Below are 19799 nucleotides of genomic sequence, written 5' to 3' on the forward strand. Positions count from 1 at the left end.
GATGTCCTTAGGCGAAGGCTTGCAGACCTGTCTGCGCACGGCCCAGGATCAGGGCATGCACATCATGGGTGCCTTCATAGGTGTTGACGGTTTCAAGGTTCACCATGTGGCGGATCACGTGGAAGTCCTGACTGATCCCGTTGCCACCATGCATGTCGCGGGCATGGCGGGCGATCTCAAGGGCCTTGCCGCAATTGTTCCGTTTGATCAGGCTGACCATCTCGGGCGCGGCGCGGGCTTCGTCCATCAGGCGACCCACGCGCAACGCGGCTTGCAGGCCCAGCGTGATCTCGGTCTGCATGTTGGCAAGCTTCAGCTGGAACAGTTGTGTCTGCGCCAGTGGACGGCCGAACTGTTTGCGGTCAAGCCCATATTGCCGGGCCGCGTGCCAGCACGCCTCGGCAGCGCCCATCGACCCCCAGGCAATGCCGTAACGCGCACGGTTCAGACAGCCGAACGGGCCTTTCAAACCTTCGACATTGGGCAGCAGGGCGTCCTCGCCGACCTCGACATTGTTCATCACGATCTCACCGGTGATCGAGGCGCGCAAGGACAGCTTGCCTTCGATCTTGGGCGCCGACAATCCAGCCGTTCCCTTGTCCAGAACAAAGCCCTTGATCTTGCCGCCATGCGCCTCGGATTTAGCCCAAACGACGAACACATCGGCGATCGGGGCGTTCGAGATCCACATTTTCGACCCGTTCAGCAAATAGCCGCCCTCGGTTTTCTTCGCGACAGTCTTCATCGAGCCGGGGTCCGAACCGGCATCGGGTTCCGTCAGCCCGAAGCAGCCGATAAATTCGCCGGTTGCCAGTTTGGGCAGGTACTTCTGGCGCTGCTCTTCGGTGCCGTAAGCGTAGATCGGATACATCACCAGGCTGGACTGCACCGACATCATCGAACGATAGCCGCTGTCCACACGCTCGACCTCGCGCGCGACCAGACCATAGGTCACATAGCTGGACCCTATACCGCCGTATTCCTCGGGAATGGTTGTTCCCAGCAAACCCATCTCACCCATCTCGCGAAAGATGGCCGGGTCGGTTTCTTCATTGGCAAACGCGGCAGTTACCCGAGACAGCAGCTTGTCCTGCGCGTAGGCATGCGCAGCGTCACGAACCATGCGTTCGTCTTCGGCCAACTGGTCTTCCAACAGGAACGGATCGTCCCAGGTGAAAGGGCCAAGGTGCGGGGCGGATTGAGGTTTCATGCAAGTTTCCTTTCCACAGCGGTTTTCAGACGCGCAAGGCCCGCTGCAATTGTATTTTCAGCATATGCGAATGACAGGCGAAGATGGCCCGGCATCCCAAAGGCGCGGCCGGGCACCAGGGCAACGCCGGCATCTTCCAGCAACCACGTGCAGAATTCCGCGTCGCTGTCAAATGGTCCGCCTTGTTCCTTCAACAGGCCAGTGCAGGACGGAAAGGCGTAAAACGCCCCGTCCGGGGTGGAACAGCGCAGCCCGGGTACTGCGTTCAACCCGTCGACGACCAGATCGCGGCGCGCGGCAAAGAGCGCGCGACGCTCCTCCAGCAACTCGGGGTCGCAAGTGATGGCGGCCAGCGACGCCCATTGCGAGATCGAGCATGCCCCCGATGTGACCTGACCCTGAACAGCGACCATGGCGCTTATCAGATCGGACGGTCCGATCCCCCAGCCGATGCGCCATCCGGTCATCGACCACGCCTTGGCCGCACCGTTGACGATCAGCATGCGATGGGTCAGCGCTGGGGCGGCTTCGGCCGCGGACGTGAAAGGTGCAAAGCTGAGATGGCGATAAATCTCATCGGCCAGAACCCAGACCTGCGAGTGGCGCTCCAGCACTTTTGCCAGCCCCGCAAGTTCTTCCTTCGAGTAAATCGCGCCCGACGGGTTCGAGGGTGAATTCAGCATCAGCCAGCGCGTGCGCGGTGTGATGGCGGCCTGCAATTGTTCAGGCAGCAGTTTGAAGCTCTGCTCCATCGGGCACGGCAGAACAACCGGCACCCCACCTGCCATCCGGACAATATCGGAATAGCTGGTCCAATAGGGGGCGGGCATGATGACCTCGTCGCCGGGGTTAAGGCTGGCCAGCATCGCATTTGCGATCACCTGTTTCGCGCCTGTCGATACGATGACCTGAGCCATCTCGGCACCTGCCTGTCGGGCAATTTCCGTGCGCAGTTCAGGCACACCCGCAGTGGGCGGGTACCTGGTTTTGCCCTCCAGTGCCGCTGAATGCGCAGCTTCGACCACATGGGGCGGCGTCGGCAGGTCCGGTTCGCCGGTTGACAGCGCCAGAATATCACGCCCTTGGGTGCGCAGGCGGGCGGCGGCCTCTGAGATCTGGACGATTTCCGACAATTCGATACCGTTCAACCGGTCAGCGCGCTGGAATACCATGAACCTTCCTCTGCAAACAGGTTCGGTTTTAGCCACAAAGTCACTTGAGAAAAATACGCCAATGAGTATCTTTTCAGTGACTAAAACTCATGAGTTCCATGCCCCGGATCAACTCACTGCCATCGCTGGCTCTTATGCGCAGTTTCGAAGCCGCCGCGCGCCATGAAAGCTATACCATGGCGGCCGAAGAGCTTGGCGTGACGCAAAGCGCGATCAGCCGCCAGGTCCGAGAGCTTGAGGCCGCGATTGGCGTTACGCTGTTTCGGCGGGTTGGACGCGCAGTGCGCCTTTCCAAAGCGGGGCGGGCCTTGCGGGACGAGCTGGCAGGTGATCTTGAACGTCTCAGTGGTACGATCAACCGTGCGATTGCAGCCGGAGACGGTGCGTCGCTTTTGACCCTGGCCGTCCTGCCCACCTTTGCGACACGGTGGCTGGTGCCGCGCTTGCCGGATTTCAAAACGCGCCATCCCGGGATCGAACTGGATCTGCACTCTTACACGACGCCTTTCAGCCTTGAAGAACGACGTATGGATCTGGCCATCCATTTCGGGCAGGAGGATTGGCCGGGCGCGCAATTGCGCAGGTTGTTCCCCGAGCATCTGGTGGTCACGGCAGCACCCGCGCTGCTGAGACGTCACAGGCTGGACACCCGCGCACAGACCTTTGAGCTGCCGCTTTTGCATCTGACCTCGCGCCCCGAGCTGTGGTCCACCTATCACTCTCAGCTCGGGCTGGATCCGGGAGCGGTTTTTCCGGGGATGCGGTTCGATCAGTTCTCGATGCTGATCGAGGCCGCCGTCGTCGGTTTGGGTGCCGCCATTCTGCCCTCGTATTTGATTGAAGAAGAGCTGGCGTCCGGTGTTCTGACCGAAATCGGCCAGATCGCCAACACGTCGAACAGCGCCTATTACATCGCGGCGCCAACAGGTCAGAAGAACGAAGCCGTTCAATTTTTTGCAAACTGGATCAGCAAGCAGACGCGGGCACGCGGGTAACTGGTCAAATACAGAAGATCGAACTCACTGCCCGCAGGCACATCTCAGGCGAAAATCTGTTTGAGCCAGGTTTCAAACATCTGTTTGGCAGCAGAGTTCGCGTTTGATCTCTGACCATCGACAAGGAAATGGCTCTGTTCGATTGGAATGGCGTCCCCGACTATCGCGATGGACCTTCCGGCCTTGATTGCGGTTCTGGCAAAGCGCTCAAGGATTACCGCGTATCCTCCACCTTCCGCCACGATGTCCACGGCGGCAATTGTCGTGTCCACGGTGAAGCAAGACGCCGCAGGAGAATATTTTGTGCCGAAAGCGGAAAAATACCGGTGCCACATGTCCTGAAATCCCAAAATCTGTATTTGGGGTTTGACCAGCAGTTCTTGCGCCGAAGGCCATTTCCGATCTCGTGATCCGGCTGCAACCGGTACGATACGTTCGTCCGAGATCTTGCTGAACGGCCCGTCGTTCCATTCCCCGTTCCCCAAACGCAGCTCGACATCGACGTTTTCCCTGCCCGCGGATTCTGCCCAGATATTTGAAACCAACCTGATCGATACACCCGGGTGTGCGCGTGAAAACTCGGGCAATCTGCCGGCAAGGAACAAGCTGGCCGTGGAAATCGGCACACGCACGACCAGCTCGTGCTTGTGACAGGAGCCAAACAGGCTTGCGGTCGACAGGTCGATATCGCCCAAGGCGCGCCGAACTGAAAACGCATACGCCTGCCCGACCTCTGTCAGGCTGAGGTTGCGCGCGGCACGAAAGAACAAAGGGCAGCCCAGCTGTGCTTCCAATGAGCGGACGTGCAGGCTCAGGGCCGTCTGTGTGATGCCAAGTTCTTCTGCTGCAGCAGTAAAGCTCATATGCCGTGCGGCACAGTCAAAAGACCGCAGCCAGACCAGATTGGGCGATTTTGACATTTCCAGCACCAAAAAAATTTATGGATACTGGCGATAATTATTCGTTTTACATGCTGCATTCAACGGCCGTAGATTTCATCAGGGAAAAACAGCGCTGGTCCTCTGATTGGCCACCGGAAAGGGAACGCAGGTATGAAAGTTGGATTTATCGGCCTTGGAAATGTCGGCGGGAAACTCAGCGGCAGTTTGCTGCGCAATGGCGTTGATCTGACCGTACATGATCTGAACTCTGACCTGGTGTCAGGTTTCGTCGACCGCGGGGCAAAGGCTGCCGAGAATCCGGCACAACTGATGCGGGATTGTGATGCGGTGATCACCTGCCTGCCCTCTCCGGCGGCTTCGGACGCTGTGATGGAGGACATGCTGCCCGAAGTGACCGAGGGCAAAATCTGGATGGAGATGTCCACCACGGATGAAGCAGAGGTCAAGCGTCTGGGTGCGATGGTGAAGGAACGCGGTGGCGCTGCCGTCGATTGTCCGGTCTCGGGCGGGTGTCATCGAGCGGATACCGGCAACATTTCGATTTTTGCCGGATGTGATCGCGCCACGTTCGAACGTATTCTGCCCTTTCTGACCACGATGGGGCGTCGCATCCTTCATACCGGTGAACTGGGATCTGCTTCGGTGCTGAAGGTGCTGACCAACTATCTGGCCACTGCAAACCTGATCACCTGTTCAGAGGCGCTTGTCGTCGCCAAGGCCGCCGGAATGGATTTGAATACGGCGTATGAGGCAATGAAGATCAGTTCGGGAACATCCTTCGTGCATGAAACCGAAAGTCAGGTCATCCTAAACGGATCTCGCGATATCTCGTTCACGATGGACCTGGTGTTGAAGGATATCGGCCTGTTTCAGGAGGTGGCGGATCGCGCCGGGGTGCCGCTGGAGATCAATCCGCTGATGATCGAGATTTTCAAGGACGGTATCGAGAAATACGGCCCTCGTGAGTTTTCCCCCAACATCATCCGCCGGCTCGAAGACAAAACCGGGCTGGATATCCGCGCGCCGGGGTTCCCATCGGAAATGCTGGACGATGAACCCGAAGAGCCGGGTTACGAAGTGATCCCGCAAGGATCTGACCTGAAGGCCGCCGAGTAGGGCGGTGCGCGGCGGGCAGGAAACGGATCTACAGCATGGCGGATCATCATTCTTGCGCCGTTGCATTCGCTGACATGGGGGGATCCTGCATCACGCCTGAAGCAAATCGGCTGAAACGTCTGGCCGTTTTTCGTGCCGCCGTTGCTGTGGGGAACGGTTCGCTTTCCGCTGCCGGTGTCCGCAAGAAACCGGATGGGCGGGGCAGGTTGCACAAGGCGCTCGATAACCACCGCCCGTTCCACGAATAGGTCGCATCATGTATCGCCGGCCATCACGCAAATATCCTTACGAGCCGCCTCCGGCTTGGTCCTGAAAAAGGCGACTTTATTCAGGAAAGGACAATCACGTGACGACCCAAGACGCGAACCCTCAGGACATCACCAAAGCAAGCCCCGAGCCCGGCCCCATGAGCCGCGAATGGCATTGGCACCCGGACTTGCCGGTGAAATACGCCCCGTACTGGAACTGGCCACCGAAAATCGACGTCCTGGCGAAATGGGATTGGCAGAACTGGCTTCAGTTCTCGGACCGCTCGATCTTTCTGGCCTTGGCCTTCCTTGTGGCCTTCTGGGTACAACCCGTCGATGCCGGGCAGGCCTCGTTTGCCCCGGGCTGGATGTCATGGGTATTCATTCGGAACTGGGTGCTGCTGTTGATCGTCGCCGGTGGTCTGCACATGTGGTTCTACGGGGTCGACGGGCAGGGAAAGCTGCTGAAATACGACCCACGGCCTTACATGAAGCGCAAGAACGCTTTGTACAAGTTCGGCTATCAGACCTGGGACAACATCTACCATTCGATGGTCTTTGGCGCGACATTCCTGTCGATGCTGGAGTGCTTTCTGCGCTGGATGTACGCCAACGACTATATCGCCACGCTCAGCTTCGCGGCGCATCCGGTCTGGTTCGTGCTGCTGTTTCCGATCCTGGCGATCTGGCAGAGCTTTCATTTCTACGTAGTGCATCTGTTTCTGCACCAGCCGTTCATCTACAGACATGTTCACGCCGTGCATCATCGCAACGTCAACACCGGCCCATGGTCGGGCATGTCGATGCATCCGGTCGAGGCTTTGGGGTATCTCAGTGCCATCCTGATCGTGCTGGTACTGCCCAGCAACCCGGTGCACATGATCTTTCTGGGGTATTGGCTGATGTTGGGTGCCGCCTCGTCTCATTCCGGGTACGAGGCCATCTGGGCGCGCGACCGTCAGGCGTTGTTGATCGGGGCGTTTTTCCACCAGTTGCATCACCGGTATTACGAATGCAATTACGGCAACGCGGAAATGCCCTGGGACAAGTGGTTCGGAACCTATCACGATGGCTCGGAAGAGGCCACGAAACGAACTCGCAACCGCAAACGTGACATGCACGCCAAATAGAGCGGCAGGCAACGCGGCGCGCGCAGGTGGCGCTGCCTCGGCCGATCATTTGTCTTGCCCGACAACGCTTGACTGAACCGACCCCGTTGGCGCAATCCTGACCCTGTACGAAACCGGGCGCGCGGGGCCGGATGGCATTTCCTTCGGGCCCGATTATACTGGGCAAATGAAAGATACCGCTCCAGACTGGTTTGAAACCTGTGTCAGCCGGCTGACCACGACAAGCACCCAGCGGGTGTGGTCTGTTCTGGTCACGATTTTCGGCGATCTGGCGCAGGATGGATCAGATCAGATCAGCGGATCACTCATCACCGCGCTTACGCGTCTGGCGGGGATCAGGGCCGAGGCCACGCGGGTTGCGTTGCATCGGTTGCGCAAGGAAGGCTGGATTGAAAGCACGCGGGTTGGTCGGAACAGTGTGCACAGGCTGACCAGCTTTGGCCGCCGTCAAAGCGTTGCAGCCGCACCGCGTATCTATTCCCGCGACCCGAACATGCCGGATATCTGGCATGTCCTCATCGCCAGCAACTCGGAAAGTTCCCGAAAGGAACTGTCGGACCTGATGCTGACAGGGGATTACTTCTCGCTGAATGCGACTACGGCCATGGCGCCCGGGCCGATGCCGGATGATCTTGAGGAGCTTCTGGGTTTCGAGAGCGACACGATGTCCGTCCCGAACTGGCTTCGCGACCTGTGCGGGCCGGAGCCGTTGAAAACCGCCTATGATCAGTTCTGGGATGCCATTCAGGTGGTTGAGCGGCTTTTGCCCGCAGAGGGGGCGGGCGATCCGATGCGGTCGGCGGTTCTGCGCGTACTGGTGGTGCATGCCTGGCGACGTATCGTTCTGCGCCATCCAAGCCTGCCGCCGGTTTTCCTGCCGGACGACTGGAAAGGCGCCGCGTGCAGAGAAGCTGTCTCGCACTTGTTGGACAGGCTGCCGCGCCCCTCGCTATCGAGCTTGGAAGCCGAGCTGATGGACTGACCCACAGCGGGGCAAAGTTCGGGCGAGCTGTTGGATGTCCTGCCATCGCGAAGGGCTGCGTCGTCTTTTTTGCGGCCAAGAACACCTCTTTGGTCAGCAGTCACCTTTAATGTTACAAGATGTGCGACACATGAGAAGATTGAGTAACATAAGACTTGCATCGAATCAGGGGAGGATTTATTAACCGACCAGACGGTTGATATTGTTCCACGGGAACAGGAGTACTCTAAGATGGACGCTTTCATTTGTGACGCGACGCGCACTCCAATCGGACGCTACGGAGGGGCGCTTTCGTCGGTCCGCACAGATGATCTGGCTGCTCTGCCGTTGGCGGCATTGAAGGCGCGCAACCCTCAGGTCGACTGGGCCAGTGTTGACGACGTGATCTATGGCGATGCCAATCAGGCGGGCGAGAGCAACCGAAACGTTGCGCGTATGGCGGCACTGCTGGCGGGTTTGCCGATTGACGTTCCGGGAACGACGGTGAACCGTCTGTGTGCCAGCGGCATGGACGCCGTGGGAATGGCGGCGCGCGGCATCAAGGCGGGCGACTATGATTTGGCCATTGCGGGTGGCGTGGAAAGCATGTCCCGTGCGCCGTTCGTCATGCCCAAGGCAAGCTCGGCGTTCACCCGCAGCAACGCGGTGTACGACACCACGATCGGGTGGCGTTTCGTGAACCCGAAGATGAAGCAGGCATACGGCGTCGATTCCATGCCGCAAACGGCCGACAATGTCGCCGAAGATTATGGTATCAGCCGGGAAGACCAGGATGCTTTTGCCGCGCGCAGCCAGTCCCGCTGGGCCGCCGCGCATGCCGCTGGGGTGTTCAAGGATGAAATTACCCCGGTTTCGGTTCCCCAGCGCAAGGGCGATCCGATTGTCGTTGATACGGATGAGCACCCGCGCCCGGGAACAACGGCAGAAAAACTCGCGGGTCTGAACGGTGTGAACGGGCCCGACAAAACCGTGACGGCGGGAAATGCGTCCGGTGTGAATGATGGCGCGGCGGCGATCCTGATGGCGAATGAGGCTGCTGCAGCCAAGAACGGTCTGACCCCGATGGCCCGTGTGGTTGGTATGTCGGTTGCAGGTGTTGCACCACGTGTAATGGGTATCGGCCCGGTGCCGGCCAGCCGCAAGGTGTTGGCCCGGGCAGGGCTGAGCGTGGATCAGATGGACGTGATCGAACTGAACGAGGCGTTTGCCTCTCAGGGCCTTGCCACCTTGCGCGAGCTGGGTCTTCCCGACGACGCGCCCCACGTGAACCCCAACGGTGGCGCAATAGCGCTGGGCCATCCCCTTGGCATGAGCGGTGCGCGTCTTGTGCTGACCGCGGCCTATCAATTGAAACGTACCGGCGGGCGCTATGCCCTGTGCACCATGTGTGTGGGTGTCGGGCAGGGTGCGGCCCTTATACTTGAACGCGTGTAACGGAGGAGACGGGACATGTATGCTCAGATGGTAGAATCCGAAGCATCGAATGAAGATCCGGACAAGCTTGCTGAATTCCAGGCGCGGATCGATGCGGATATCAAGATCGAGCCCAAGGACTGGATGCCTCACGGGTATCGCAAGACGCTGATCCGTCAGATTGGTCAGCACGCTCATTCCGAGATTGTGGGTCAATTGCCCGAAGGCAACTGGATCACGCGCGCGCCGACACTGGAGCGGAAGGCGATCCTTCTCGCCAAGGTGCAGGACGAGGCCGGGCATGGTCTTTACCTGTATTGTGCCGCCGAAACGCTGGGTGTCAGCCGCGATGAGCTGACCGAGATGCTGCTGGATGGCCGCATGAAATACTCGTCGATCTTCAATTACCCGACCTTGAACTGGGCCGATATCGGTGCCGTCGGGTGGCTGGTTGACGGCGCGGCGATCATGAACCAGGTGCCGCTGCAAAGAACGTCCTACGGGCCGTATTCGCGCGCGATGATCCGCATCTGCAAGGAAGAAAGCTTTCACCAGCGCCAGGGGTACGATGCCATTCGCAAGATGGCCGAAGGCACGCCGGAACAGCGCAAGATGGCCCAGGATGCGATGAACCGTTTCTGGTACCCGTCACTGATGATGTTTGGCCCGTCCGACAAGGACTCGGTGCATTCGGCTCAGTCGATGGCGTGGAAGATCAAGATCAACACCAATGACGAGCTGCGCCAGAAATTCGTCGACCAGACCGTGCCGCAGGCTGAATATCTGGGCCTGACGATCCCTGACCCGGATCTGAAGTGGAACGAAGAGCGGGGGCATTACGACTTTACGGAACCCGACTGGTCCGAGTTCTTTGACGTGATCAAAGGCAACGGCCCCTGCAACGTGGACCGGCTGGCCGCGCGCAACAAGGCATGGGACGACGGCAAGTGGGTCCGTGACGGGCTGTTGGCCCACGCCCGCAAGAAAAAGGCCGGCAATCTGGCTGCTGAATAAGCTTACCCTGAGGAGGATACCCGATGAATACCGAATGGCCCCTGTGGGAAATCTTCATCCGCGGTCAGCATGGGATGAGCCACCGACATGTCGGTTCGCTACATGCCCCTGACGCGGAAATGGCAATCAAGAACGCGCGCGACGTCTACACCCGCCGCAACGAAGGCGTCTCGATCTGGGTGGTCGAAGCCAACAATATCTCGGCGTCATCGCCCAGCGACAAAGGCCCGCTGTACGAACCAAGCGAAAGCAAGGTGTACCGGCACCCGACCTTCTTCGACATTCCCGATGAAGTGGGGGCAATGTGATGACCCGGGATGAGGCATTTCTGCAATTCCTGCTGCGGATGGGGGACAACACACTGATCCTCGGGCATCGTGTCAGTGAGTGGTGCGGCCATGCGCCGGTTCTGGAAGAAGACATAGCGCTGGCCAACACCGCGCTGGACCTGATTGGCCAGACCCAGATGTGGCTGGGCCTTGCGGGAGAGGCCGATGGTGGCAAAAGCGCCGACGATCTGGCTTTCCTGCGCGACGCCTGGGATTTCCGCAACGTGTTGCTGGTCGAGGTGCCGAACGGCGATTTCGGCCGTACGCTGATGCGTCAATTCCTGTTCGATGCGTGGCACTCGATCATGCTGGGGCGCCTGATGGCTTCCTCGGACGAGCGGGTCGCGGCAATCGCCGCCAAGGCCAGCAAGGAAGTGACCTACCATCTGGAACGTTCGGGCGACACGGTTGTCGGGCTTGGTGATGGAACCGAGGAAAGCCATGCCCGGATGCAGGATGCTCTGGATTACCTGTGGCCCTATGTGGGCGAGATGTTTGCCAGCGACGAGGTGGACGCCCAGATGGTCGCCGCAGGGATCGCTCCGAATCCGGCGGATTTGCGAGAGGAATACGACGCTCTGGTTGAGCGGGTCCTCAATCAGGCAACTCTGACCATTCCGGAAAGCCGTTTTGCCCATAAAGGCGGCCGCGACGGGCGCATGCATACCGAACATCTGGGCCATCTGCTGACGCAGATGCAATGGCTGCAACGCGCCTATCCCGGAGCAAAGTGGTAAAAGCGGATGCGGGTCTCGACTGACCAGATATGGAGCTGGCTGGATGCCGTGCCCGATCCCGAAATCCCGGTGATCTCCGTCGTGGATTTGGGCATTGTGCGCGATGTGCGCTGGGACGCTGACACGCTGGTCGTAACCGTCACGCCAACGTATTCCGGTTGCCCGGCGACATCCATCATTAGTATGGATATCGAAACCGCCCTGCGCGATCACGGCATCGGGGATCTGCGCATAGAAACCAGCATTTCACCCGCCTGGACCACAGAGTGGCTCAGCGAAAAAGGCCGCGCCAAGCTGGAAGATTATGGCATTGCGCCGCCGCAACCCGCAGGCGGCCCGGATCGCTGCCCCCATTGCGGCAGCAAAGCAGTCGAAAAGGTCAGCCAATTCGGCTCGACCCCGTGCAAGGCCCATTGGCGCTGCGCGGACTGTCTGGAACCCTTTGACTATTTCAAGTGCATCTGAGGAGGAGCACCGGATGGCACGTTTTCACGACCTGAAAGTCACCGACATCCACAAAACCATCCGCGATGCGGTTGTCGTTACGCTTGAGCCCGTTAACGGCGCAGCGGAACAGTTCGACTTCGCCGCCGGCCAGTACCTGACGTTCCGGCGCGAATTCGACGGTGAAGAACTGCGCCGCTCCTACTCCATCTGTGCCGGCAAGGATGACGGTGTTCTTCAGGTTGGCATAAAACGTGTCGAGGGTGGCGCATTCTCAAGCTGGGCAAATGAAGAGCTCAACATAGGTGACGTCGTGCAGGCGATGCCGCCCATGGGCAATTTCCATGTACCCATCGATGCGGGTGCGGAAAAACAATACCTTGGCTTCGCCGGCGGATCGGGGATCACGCCTGTTCTGTCGATCCTCAAAACCACATTGGCGCGCGAACCCAAATCCCGATTTACGCTGATCTATGCCAACAAGGGCATCAACACGATCATGTTCCGCGAGGAACTGGAGGATCTGAAGAACCTCTATATGGGTCGGCTGAACGTCATCCACATTCTGGAAACCGACGCGCAGGAGATTGACCTGTTTACCGGTCTGGTAACGCAGGAAAAATGCCGCGAGCTGTTCAAGCACTGGATCGATGTCAAGAATGCAGACACCGCATTCATCTGCGGACCAGAGCCGATGATGCTGGGTATTGCCGCCGCTCTGCGGGAACACGGACTTGAGGACAGCCAGATCAAGTTCGAACTCTTCGCAAGCGCCCAGCCGGGTCGGGCCAGGCGCAAGACAGACGCCGCCGACGCAGGCACGCAGGCAAACCAGACCAGTGCTTCGATCACACTGGACGGTGCGACGCAGACCGTCACCTTGCCGAAGGATCAGTCCATTCTGGATGCCGCCCTGGAAAATGCCATGGACGCGCCTTACGCCTGCAAGGCCGGGGTCTGTTCAACCTGCCGCTGCCGTGTTCTTGAGGGCGAAGTCGAGATGCTCGCCAATCACGCGCTGGAAGATTACGAGGTCGAAAAAGGTTACGTGCTGAGTTGTCAGGCTTACCCGGTGACCGACCGCGTGGTCGTGGACTACGACCAGTAAAGGGAGAGGATCAATGACCGACGCCATGACACTTGACAGCTATCTGGCCGCAGGCGGAGTGCTGACCAATCCGACCAACGTACCGCCGCGTTACCGCGCCGAGCTGATGAAACTGATGGCTACGTTTGTAGACAGCGAACTCGCAGGTGCCGCAGGCTTTGCTGATGTCATCAACCAGGGCCCCGGCATAAAGGAACGCATCGCGGCGGCGAAGATCGTGTTGGAAAAGACGGACCATGCGGATCGGGTTCTGAAAATCATGGGTGAGTTCGGCGCCGACACGGATCGTTATGCCACGCATCACCCGTGGACTGCCCGGTTGGATCGAAAAGCGGATATCGGCGCGACCCGCAGCGAACATGACATGCGGCTTGCGGTGTTCAATTATCCGATTTCCGGTTGGACTGATGCCGTCGTCATGAACCTGCTGATGAGCCGTGCCGTGGCAGAGCAACTGGCGGAGTTCTCGACCGTCTCTTACCAGCCACTGGCCGAGGCTTTTCGGCAGATCGCACCGATCGAGGCGCATCACGGCGAACTGGCGTTGGAAGGCGCTGTGAAGTTGGTTGAAAACGGAGCGTCGCAAGACATGCAAGACGCTGTGGACTATTGGTGGCCACGCGTAGCAGTGTCTTTCGGGAGGGATGACCCGAACCGATTTGAGCATCTGAGATCACTTGGTTTGCGCCATAGCACCAACGCTGCCCTTCGGGAACGTTGGGCTCGGTCAGCGGACGAAGCTCTGAAACAGTTGGGTTTGAAATCACCCTCATAGTGCCACGATGCATCCAATTTCAAGGTACTTCAGGGTACACGTCCTAGAAAACGGAGCGGTGACACGCGTGATCCTTTCTGGTTGACTGACGAGCAGGAGGCCAGGCTCGCCCCCTTCTTAGCAGGGTCGCTTGGCAAGCCTCTGGCTGATGACAAAGGGGTATTAAGCGGGACTATCTTCATCAATCGCAATGGTTCGCGGTGGCGCGACGTTCCCGAGAAATACAGAGCGCACAACTCGCTTTACAGCCGGAGAAAGCGTTGGTGCGAGAAAGGTATCTTCGCCGGAATGCTGGCCGGCCTTGTTGCCGGGCAGGGCGAGAAGAAGACTGTGATGATCCCCATCGTGGCATCATTGGCGTGCCGCCCTGTTGGGCAATAAGCGCGACCTGTTCCAGGATCTTCCAATCAGCGATCGCACCCGCAGCAACAGTCGTTTACTGGTTAGGAATCGCGACCCCAGAGCCTGTTTTGAAGTTCATGGTTTTCTTTTCGTCGGTCGCTCCATTCTGATAGTTCTGTTTACATTTGCTCATCACCTTGCATACGATCCGGTTGAATTCTTTCGATTGTTCTAACGCAAAGGTTTGATGCCATGGCAGAAACGCTGGACCTGCATAAGTTCGAGAACCTAAGTCCTTTCCAGATCAAAGACGAACTCATAAAGCTGGCGCAGAGGGAGTCGCGCCAAATGGCACTGCCATATTTGAACGCAGGGCGCGGCAACCCGAATTGGATCGCTACCAAGGCGAGAGAGGCGTTCTTCCTTTTGGGTCAGTTCGCGATGACCGAGGCACAGCGACATCGCAATGAACCACAAGTTGGACTAGCCGGTATGCCACAAGGGCCGGGATGTTACGAACGGCTCAAGGCATACTGCGCCGAAACGTCGGAAAAAAACGGTCCTCCAGGTGCAGATACTTTGGTGGCCGTGGTGGATTTTGCGATTGAAAAATTTGGTTTCACAGCAGACGATTTCGTACTCGAATTGACCGACGGTATCATTGGCGACCACTACCCGATGCCGGACAGGTGCTTGGAACACAATGAGGCGATCGTCCACGAATACGTGATGTGGGCGATGTGCGCAGGCCATCGGCCCGACGCAAAGTTCGATATCTACGCAGTAGAGGGCGGAACTGCTGCGATGTGCTATATTTTCAAAGCGCTCAAGAACCAGCGGTTGCTTAATGCAGGCGACACAATTGCATTGGGCACGCCGATCTTCACGCCTTATCTGGAAATGCCGGTGCTTGAAGATTACGGGTTGAATACTGTGGATGTGTCTTCTGCTGAAGAAGATCATTTTCAACTTAACGACAACGATTTTGAACTGCTGGCCGATCCCAAAGTCAAAGCGCTGTTCTTGGTCAACCCAGGGAATCCATCCTCTGTCGCGATCAGCCCCGAAGTCATGACCCGACTTGTGGACTTCGTAAAGACCCGCCGTCCTGACCTGATCATATTGACAGATGATGTCTACGGCACATTCGTACCCGACTTTCAATCGGTGATGGGACATCTTCCTGAAAATACGATCGGGGTTTACTCCTACTCGAAGTATTTTGGTTGCACGGGCTGGCGTCTGGGCGCAATTCTGGTGGCCGAGAACAACATCTTTGACAAGATGATTGCTGAGGCACCGGACGAGACCAAAGCTGTGGTGAACGCCCGGTATGAATCGCTGACCCCCGACCCGTCCTCGTTCAAGTTCATTGATCGGATTGTCGCCGACAGCCGGGATGTCGCACTAAATCACACTGCGGGTCTGTCGGTGCCACAACAAGTGATGATGACATTATTCTCGCTTGTTGAATTGATGGACCAAGAGAAAGTTTATCAGAAATTCTGTTGGGGTATCTTGAAGCACCGTTTTGATGAACTGGTCGATGGATTGGGCGTTGAAGTCGCCGACAACCCGTTGTTCGACAAGTATTATGGCATCATAGATTTCGAGTTCTGGCTGCGGAAATACGTCGGCGAAGATGTGGTCGAATGGATCAAGGAAAACGTTCACCCGTTGGATATCTCGTTCAAACTGGCGCAGGACCACGGAATCGTGCTGTTGAACGGGTCCGGTTTTGATGCGCCCAACTGGTCTGCACGCGTGTCTTTCGCCAATTTGGACGACAGCGCCTATCGCCAGATCGGTCGCGCTGTACGGGCTGTGGCCGTTGGATATGTGCAGGCTTATCGCGCGTCAAAAGGATTGCCGTTGCACGGTTAAAAACATGGCCGCTGAGGACGCAGGCGACCCAAACTATCAGCCTGTCTTCTCAGCGGGTCATGTCCTAGCCGCATGCCACATAGTCGCGATCGAAAGTTGAGGTAATTCTGAAGCGACTTACGGTACGAACGCCACAACGAGCGGGCCCCAGAGCGTCAAAAAGATATTTGCAACCGCATAGGTCATGGTGAACGCTGGCGTGGGAGTGGAGTTCCCTGCCTTTTCAAGCAACGTGGCAAACCCCGGGTTCCCGGACCGGGACCCGGTAACAACCGCGCAGGCTTCGACCGGGTTTTTGATGCGCAAGACATAGTAGTTAATAGGGAATTGAACAATCATTGGCATCATTGTGACCAGGACTCCCAACAGAAGCAGGGTAACGCCGTACTGTTGAATTGCTTCCAGAGCAGGTTTACCGGCATTCAAACCAACAACCCCGACGAATACCGCCAATCCGAAACTCTGCAGAAAATTTGCGGCCCCATGGTTGATCCCGCCGATCTTTGGTCGGCGAATACGCAAATACCCGATTATCAACCCTGTCACGAGGCACCCAAGGCCCGAGCCGAGCGACACTTTGGTTCCAGCGATCACGAAGCTGATTTCGCCAATCAAATAGCCAATTGCCACACCAATCCCCAGCGCGATGAAATTTGTGGCCGAAGCCAATGGCGGTACGTATCCCGCCTCTTTTGCCGCTCGGTTCAAGTCGTCTTTGTGGCCGACGATGCAGATCTCATCGCCTGCATGAATTTCGGTATTTTGCAACACCGGCACTTCGTGACCCATTCGGGTAATTTTTGAGATGTGAACGCCGCGTCGTTGATCGGCTGTCAGGGCTTCGCGTAATTCGGCAAGAGTTTTACCTGTCAGTTTCCGATTAGTGACAACAACATTTCGACGTTCTTCCACTACCGTCAATTCAGGTGGGTACTCACCAATTTCTCCGCTTGCACTACCTTCGAACCGGGTCAGGGTTGTAACAAGCCCCGATACAACGATGACGTCTCCTGGGCTGATAATCATGTCCGGTTTGGGATCTAACGGCGCACCTTCATGCAGAATTTTCTCGACGATCAGGTCGCCGTCGTAAGTGTTTTCGATGGATTTAACTGACTTTCCTGCAATCGAGGCGTCGGAACCTACCTGATAGGCACGGGCGTTAAAGCGGTTCATTGGGAGGAACTCGCCTTCTTCCAGTTTGCGGCCACCCCCGCTGAGTTTTTGGGCCAGCTTAATCGCCTCTTTACGCAGATCCACGCGCATTATGATTGGAATGACACTCACCGCCAAAATTGGCCCGATCGAGCCGAAGATGTAAGTGACTGAATATCCCACGGCGATGTTGGTTTTGAGCTTTTCCGCTTCGTCAGCGGCCAGCCCAAGCAGGTCGATGGCATTTCCAGCGGTACCAATGATTGCGGATTGCGTAAGCCCTCCTGCAGCCAGCCCGGCGGCCAACCCTTTGTCCAACCCAGCCAAACGGGCGACGACCACCACAAAGAAAAGTCCCCAGACAGTCATCATAAATGCAGCCAGTAACTTGGTAAGTGCGGTTCGGTTCAGAGCTGCAAAAAATTGAGGGCCACCATTATAGCCGACCATAAAAATGAAGAGAGAGAAGAAAATATTCTGGACATCGGTGCTCAGGTTAATGCCCCCGATTTGACCTACAAGAACGGCCACCAAAAGGGTTCCGGCGATGCCACCAAGTTCGAACTTGCCGACCCTGAACTTTCCAACGCCATAACCTAAGCCCAGACAAAGAAACAGCGCCATAATCGGGAAGGTACGAAGCTGCTCAGAAATCAATTCCATTTTGAAATCTCCTGCGTCTCTCTTCAGGGTCGTTCCGATCAAGATACAGTGACTAACTATATTGAAAACAAAAAAACAATGTGACTGACGTAGCGCGAGGATTTAAGAGCACAGCGCTTTGCATCTCTATTCCGGCGGAAAGGTTTCGAAAAAGAGCTAATGTACATGGGCGAGGATTCCCAGTCAGTGGATGACGGTTTCTTTGAGTGCGGTCGCTGATTGGAAGACCCCGGATCAACGGAGATGGCGAGTTGCCGCACGCCTCCAATTCTTAAGCCCGCCAAACATAGTCTCGATGCAGTTGCGGCGCTTGTCTTCCTTGACTGGCATCACGGCCACGTTCCCCAAGCAGCCAATCCACATTTGGGATGCTACTGAGCAGAGCCCGGGCGTCGATGTAATCATTGTCGCTCCCGGCGGTCACGAACAGGTTGAGCGGGCGACCCTGGCCATCGCAGGCGGGCATCAGCTTGGTATTCATGCCGCCCTTGGTGCGCCCGATCAGGCGGCCACGCCCTCCGTTTTTTCGGCCATACTGGTCTCGGTGCCGTGTGCGATGAGATAAGTCGCGTCCATTGCCCGGCAGGGGATCGTGTTCTTCCTTTCGCCGTGCCCGGCAACCAGTTCGGCCAGCATCCGGGCGAAGATACCCTTCTTGCACCAACGCTTCCACCGGCTGTTAAGCGTCTTGTGAGTTCTGTATTCCTCGGGAGTATCGCGCCACCGCGAACCAATGCAGTTGATGAAGACAATCCTGCGTAACACCGGTTTGTCATCAACCCGAGGCCCGCCGTGCGACTTCACGAAGAAGGGGGCATGCCTAGCCATCTGCGCGCCGGTCAACCAGAAAAAATGACGTGTGTCACCGCCTCGGTTTTCAAGCCGTGAACCGTGCCGCGCAGTGAATACGGATGCACCATGGCATTATTTATGAAGTAGCTGCCGATTTTTTTGGTCTGCGAGTTGATCCGCCCTGTCTTCTGGAATGTTGAACCCGGCCAGTTTCTCAAACTGAACCGGGCTTGCGACAGGGTCAGAGACACTCGGCCAGAGTTTTTGCCATGTTGAGAATAACTTGCGGGTAGAGACCGGCTCCGGGTTCCAGATCAGAGCCCAGCGGATCGATTACGCCCGTTTTCGCCTCGGTCCCGTCTAGCACGGTTTTGACGATACCGGGGTTGAATTGCGGCTCGGCGAGAACGCAGTTGATACCCTCTTCGCGGATACGGGTTTGAATCTCGGCGATACGAGCCGGGCTCGGGTCCGAGGCGTCGGCGATGGAAATCGCACCTGCGGCTGGAAAGTCAAATGCATCCTCGAAATACTGGTAGGCGTCGTGGAACACGACGAAGCTTCCTCCGCGTACCGGTCCAAGCGTCTCGGCCACTTGTTCAGACAGCGCGGCCATTTCAGCGCGCGCGGCTGCGGCATTGGCAAAATATGCACCTGCATTGTCCGGGTCGGCAGACGACAGCTGCGCGGCGATCAGATTCAGCCAGGTTTCTGCATTTGCCGGTGAAAGCCACGCATGTGGGTCGTGCGCGCCATGCGCGTGATCATGATGCTCATCATGCTTGTCTTGATCGGCATGTTCTTCGTGATCGTGATCATCATCCTTGGCGTGGTCGTCGTGATCATGCTCGTGATCATCATCCTTGGCGTGGTCGTCGTGATCATGCTCGTGGTCATCATCCTTTGCATGGTCGTCGTGACCATGTTCATGATCATCATGATCGTGCCGGTCGTCTTCGATGTGCTCATCATCATGATCATGTTCGTCTTCGCCGCCATGATCGTGTGCCTCGAAAACAGCGCTTTCGCGGAACTCCAGAAGAACCGTACCATCCGCGTCAAGAAGGGACGTGACCGTCGCACTGTCGGCAAGGGTTTCGATGGCACTTTCCATCCAAGGTGTCAGGTCTTCTCCTACCCAGAACACCAGATCGGCATCCTGCAATGCGGCCGCCTCGGACGGGCGCAGGTTGTATTCATGAGGCGAGGCACCTGGTGCGACGATCAGGGCCGGTGTTCCGACGCCGTCCATAACCCGGGAAACGAGCGAGTGGATCGGTGCGATATCGACCGCGACGTTCGGAACGTCCGCAATGGCCGTTCCTCCCATCAATGCAACCGTGATCGAAACTGGAAGAAGCTTTCTGGACATCAGACCCTCTGTGTGA

19 protein-coding genes and 2 pseudogenes are annotated in these 19799 nt (G+C 57.5%); 14 read left to right on the top strand and 7 right to left on the bottom strand.

Annotation, left to right across the window (positions count from 1 at the left end; translation table 11 throughout):
* Positions 1 to 7: 7 nt before the first annotated feature.
* Positions 8 to 1210, bottom strand: a complete 1203-nt coding sequence (locus tag FIU92_RS18075) for an acyl-CoA dehydrogenase (RefSeq protein ID WP_152460114.1) — start codon at positions 1208 to 1210, stop codon at positions 8 to 10.
* Positions 1207 to 2382 carry a pyridoxal phosphate-dependent aminotransferase gene (locus tag FIU92_RS18080; RefSeq protein WP_152460115.1) on the bottom strand — a complete coding sequence of 392 codons (1176 nt, stop codon included), beginning with the start codon at positions 2380 to 2382 and terminating at the stop codon, positions 1207 to 1209. Before FIU92_RS18080 ends, FIU92_RS18075 begins: the two co-directional genes overlap by 4 nt.
* Before the next feature lie 98 nt (positions 2383 to 2480).
* Here FIU92_RS18080 and FIU92_RS18085 point away from each other — a divergent pair, with 98 nt between their 5' ends.
* Positions 2481 to 3377, top strand: coding sequence for a LysR family transcriptional regulator (locus FIU92_RS18085; RefSeq protein WP_216646608.1), 897 nt, complete (start codon positions 2481 to 2483; stop codon positions 3375 to 3377).
* A gap of 44 nt (positions 3378 to 3421) precedes the next feature.
* Here FIU92_RS18085 and FIU92_RS18090 read toward each other — a convergent pair whose 3' ends face one another.
* On the bottom strand, positions 3422 to 4297 hold the full coding sequence (locus tag FIU92_RS18090) for a LysR family transcriptional regulator (protein WP_152460117.1): 876 nt from the start codon (positions 4295 to 4297) through the stop codon (positions 3422 to 3424).
* 132 nt (positions 4298 to 4429) lie between these two features.
* Between FIU92_RS18090 and FIU92_RS18095 the strand changes: the two genes are divergently transcribed.
* The 13 genes and pseudogenes from FIU92_RS18095 (at position 4430) to FIU92_RS18155 (ending at position 15801) form a co-directional block, all read left to right on the top strand.
* Positions 4430 to 5395 carry an NAD(P)-dependent oxidoreductase gene (locus tag FIU92_RS18095; RefSeq protein ID WP_152460118.1) on the top strand — a complete coding sequence of 322 codons (966 nt, stop codon included), beginning with the start codon at positions 4430 to 4432 and terminating at the stop codon, positions 5393 to 5395.
* A gap of 35 nt (positions 5396 to 5430) precedes the next feature.
* Complete coding sequence (locus FIU92_RS18100) at positions 5431 to 5643, top strand: hypothetical protein (protein ID WP_152460119.1); 213 nt, start codon at positions 5431 to 5433, stop codon at positions 5641 to 5643.
* Between the two features lie 98 nt (positions 5644 to 5741).
* Entirely contained in the window at positions 5742 to 6773 is a 1032-nt protein-coding gene (locus FIU92_RS18105) for a sterol desaturase family protein (RefSeq protein WP_152460120.1), read from the top strand.
* Positions 6774 to 6939: 166 nt separating this feature from the next.
* A complete protein-coding gene (locus FIU92_RS18110) occupies positions 6940 to 7755 on the top strand; it encodes a PaaX family transcriptional regulator C-terminal domain-containing protein (RefSeq protein ID WP_152460121.1) in 816 nt (271 codons plus the stop codon).
* 231 nt (positions 7756 to 7986) lie between these two features.
* Positions 7987 to 9189, top strand: a complete 1203-nt coding sequence (gene pcaF / locus FIU92_RS18115) for a 3-oxoadipyl-CoA thiolase (RefSeq protein WP_152460122.1) — start codon at positions 7987 to 7989, stop codon at positions 9187 to 9189.
* A gap of 15 nt (positions 9190 to 9204) precedes the next feature.
* Positions 9205 to 10182, top strand: coding sequence for a 1,2-phenylacetyl-CoA epoxidase subunit PaaA (gene paaA, locus FIU92_RS18120; RefSeq protein WP_152460123.1), 978 nt, complete (start codon positions 9205 to 9207; stop codon positions 10180 to 10182).
* 23 nt (positions 10183 to 10205) lie between these two features.
* Positions 10206 to 10490, top strand: coding sequence for a 1,2-phenylacetyl-CoA epoxidase subunit PaaB (gene paaB / locus FIU92_RS18125; RefSeq protein WP_050604311.1), 285 nt, complete (start codon positions 10206 to 10208; stop codon positions 10488 to 10490).
* Positions 10490 to 11248: a 1,2-phenylacetyl-CoA epoxidase subunit PaaC gene (gene paaC / locus FIU92_RS18130; RefSeq protein ID WP_152460124.1), complete on the top strand. Its 759-nt coding sequence runs from the start codon at positions 10490 to 10492 to the stop codon at positions 11246 to 11248. Before paaB ends, paaC begins: the two co-directional genes overlap by 1 nt.
* A gap of 6 nt (positions 11249 to 11254) precedes the next feature.
* Positions 11255 to 11713, top strand: coding sequence for a 1,2-phenylacetyl-CoA epoxidase subunit PaaD (paaD, locus tag FIU92_RS18135; RefSeq protein WP_152460125.1), 459 nt, complete (start codon positions 11255 to 11257; stop codon positions 11711 to 11713).
* A 13-nt stretch (positions 11714 to 11726) separates the two neighbouring features.
* Positions 11727 to 12800, top strand: coding sequence for a 2Fe-2S iron-sulfur cluster-binding protein (locus FIU92_RS18140; protein WP_152460126.1), 1074 nt, complete (start codon positions 11727 to 11729; stop codon positions 12798 to 12800).
* Between the two features lie 13 nt (positions 12801 to 12813).
* On the top strand, positions 12814 to 13575 hold the full coding sequence (locus tag FIU92_RS18145; RefSeq protein ID WP_152460127.1) for a Phenylacetic acid catabolic protein: 762 nt from the start codon (positions 12814 to 12816) through the stop codon (positions 13573 to 13575).
* Positions 13576 to 13656: 81 nt separating this feature from the next.
* A pseudogene (locus FIU92_RS18150) lies at positions 13657 to 13914 on the top strand (transposase); the annotation flags it as partial.
* A 255-nt stretch (positions 13915 to 14169) separates the two neighbouring features.
* Positions 14170 to 15801 (top strand): bifunctional aspartate transaminase/aspartate 4-decarboxylase, encoded by a 1632-nt coding sequence (locus FIU92_RS18155; RefSeq protein WP_152460129.1) that lies wholly within the window; start codon positions 14170 to 14172, stop codon positions 15799 to 15801.
* A 117-nt stretch (positions 15802 to 15918) separates the two neighbouring features.
* Here FIU92_RS18155 and aspT read toward each other — a convergent pair whose 3' ends face one another.
* The 4 genes and pseudogenes from aspT to FIU92_RS18170 form a co-directional block, all read right to left on the bottom strand.
* The gene (gene aspT, locus FIU92_RS18160) at positions 15919 to 17619 is read right to left on the bottom strand and encodes an aspartate-alanine antiporter (RefSeq protein WP_152460130.1); all 1701 of its coding nucleotides are present in this window, start codon (positions 17617 to 17619) and stop codon (positions 15919 to 15921) included.
* A 234-nt stretch (positions 17620 to 17853) separates the two neighbouring features.
* Positions 17854 to 18447: pseudogene (locus FIU92_RS18165) on the bottom strand (transposase).
* A gap of 11 nt (positions 18448 to 18458) precedes the next feature.
* Positions 18459 to 18662: a hypothetical protein gene (locus FIU92_RS22880; protein WP_172978536.1), complete on the bottom strand. Its 204-nt coding sequence runs from the start codon at positions 18660 to 18662 to the stop codon at positions 18459 to 18461.
* A complete protein-coding gene (locus tag FIU92_RS18170; RefSeq protein WP_152460131.1) occupies positions 18653 to 19783 on the bottom strand; it encodes a zinc ABC transporter substrate-binding protein in 1131 nt (376 codons plus the stop codon). Before FIU92_RS18170 ends, FIU92_RS22880 begins: the two co-directional genes overlap by 10 nt.
* Positions 19784 to 19799 lie beyond the last annotated feature (16 nt).

It is taken from the genome of Ruegeria sp. THAF33 (assembly GCF_009363615.1).
GTDB lineage: Bacteria > Pseudomonadota > Alphaproteobacteria > Rhodobacterales > Rhodobacteraceae > Ruegeria.

Coding starts and splice junctions, on each gene's coding strand:
- FIU92_RS18075 (WP_152460114.1), bottom strand. CDS start 1,210: ATGAAACCTCAATCCGCCCCGCACCTTGGCCCTTTCACCTGGGACGAT.
- FIU92_RS18080 (WP_152460115.1), bottom strand. CDS start 2,382: ATGGTATTCCAGCGCGCTGACCGGTTGAACGGTATCGAATTGTCGGAA.
- FIU92_RS18085 (WP_216646608.1), top strand. CDS start 2,481: ATGCCCCGGATCAACTCACTGCCATCGCTGGCTCTTATGCGCAGTTTC.
- FIU92_RS18090 (WP_152460117.1), bottom strand. CDS start 4,297: ATGTCAAAATCGCCCAATCTGGTCTGGCTGCGGTCTTTTGACTGTGCC.
- FIU92_RS18095 (WP_152460118.1), top strand. CDS start 4,430: ATGAAAGTTGGATTTATCGGCCTTGGAAATGTCGGCGGGAAACTCAGC.
- FIU92_RS18100 (WP_152460119.1), top strand. CDS start 5,431: ATGGCGGATCATCATTCTTGCGCCGTTGCATTCGCTGACATGGGGGGA.
- FIU92_RS18110 (WP_152460121.1), top strand. CDS start 6,940: ATGAAAGATACCGCTCCAGACTGGTTTGAAACCTGTGTCAGCCGGCTG.
- pcaF (WP_152460122.1), top strand. CDS start 7,987: ATGGACGCTTTCATTTGTGACGCGACGCGCACTCCAATCGGACGCTAC.
- paaA (WP_152460123.1), top strand. CDS start 9,205: ATGTATGCTCAGATGGTAGAATCCGAAGCATCGAATGAAGATCCGGAC.
- paaB (WP_050604311.1), top strand. CDS start 10,206: ATGAATACCGAATGGCCCCTGTGGGAAATCTTCATCCGCGGTCAGCAT.
- paaC (WP_152460124.1), top strand. CDS start 10,490: ATGACCCGGGATGAGGCATTTCTGCAATTCCTGCTGCGGATGGGGGAC.
- paaD (WP_152460125.1), top strand. CDS start 11,255: ATGCGGGTCTCGACTGACCAGATATGGAGCTGGCTGGATGCCGTGCCC.
- FIU92_RS18140 (WP_152460126.1), top strand. CDS start 11,727: ATGGCACGTTTTCACGACCTGAAAGTCACCGACATCCACAAAACCATC.
- FIU92_RS18145 (WP_152460127.1), top strand. CDS start 12,814: ATGACCGACGCCATGACACTTGACAGCTATCTGGCCGCAGGCGGAGTG.
- FIU92_RS18155 (WP_152460129.1), top strand. CDS start 14,170: ATGGCAGAAACGCTGGACCTGCATAAGTTCGAGAACCTAAGTCCTTTC.
- aspT (WP_152460130.1), bottom strand. CDS start 17,619: ATGGAATTGATTTCTGAGCAGCTTCGTACCTTCCCGATTATGGCGCTG.
- FIU92_RS18170 (WP_152460131.1), bottom strand. CDS start 19,783: ATGTCCAGAAAGCTTCTTCCAGTTTCGATCACGGTTGCATTGATGGGA.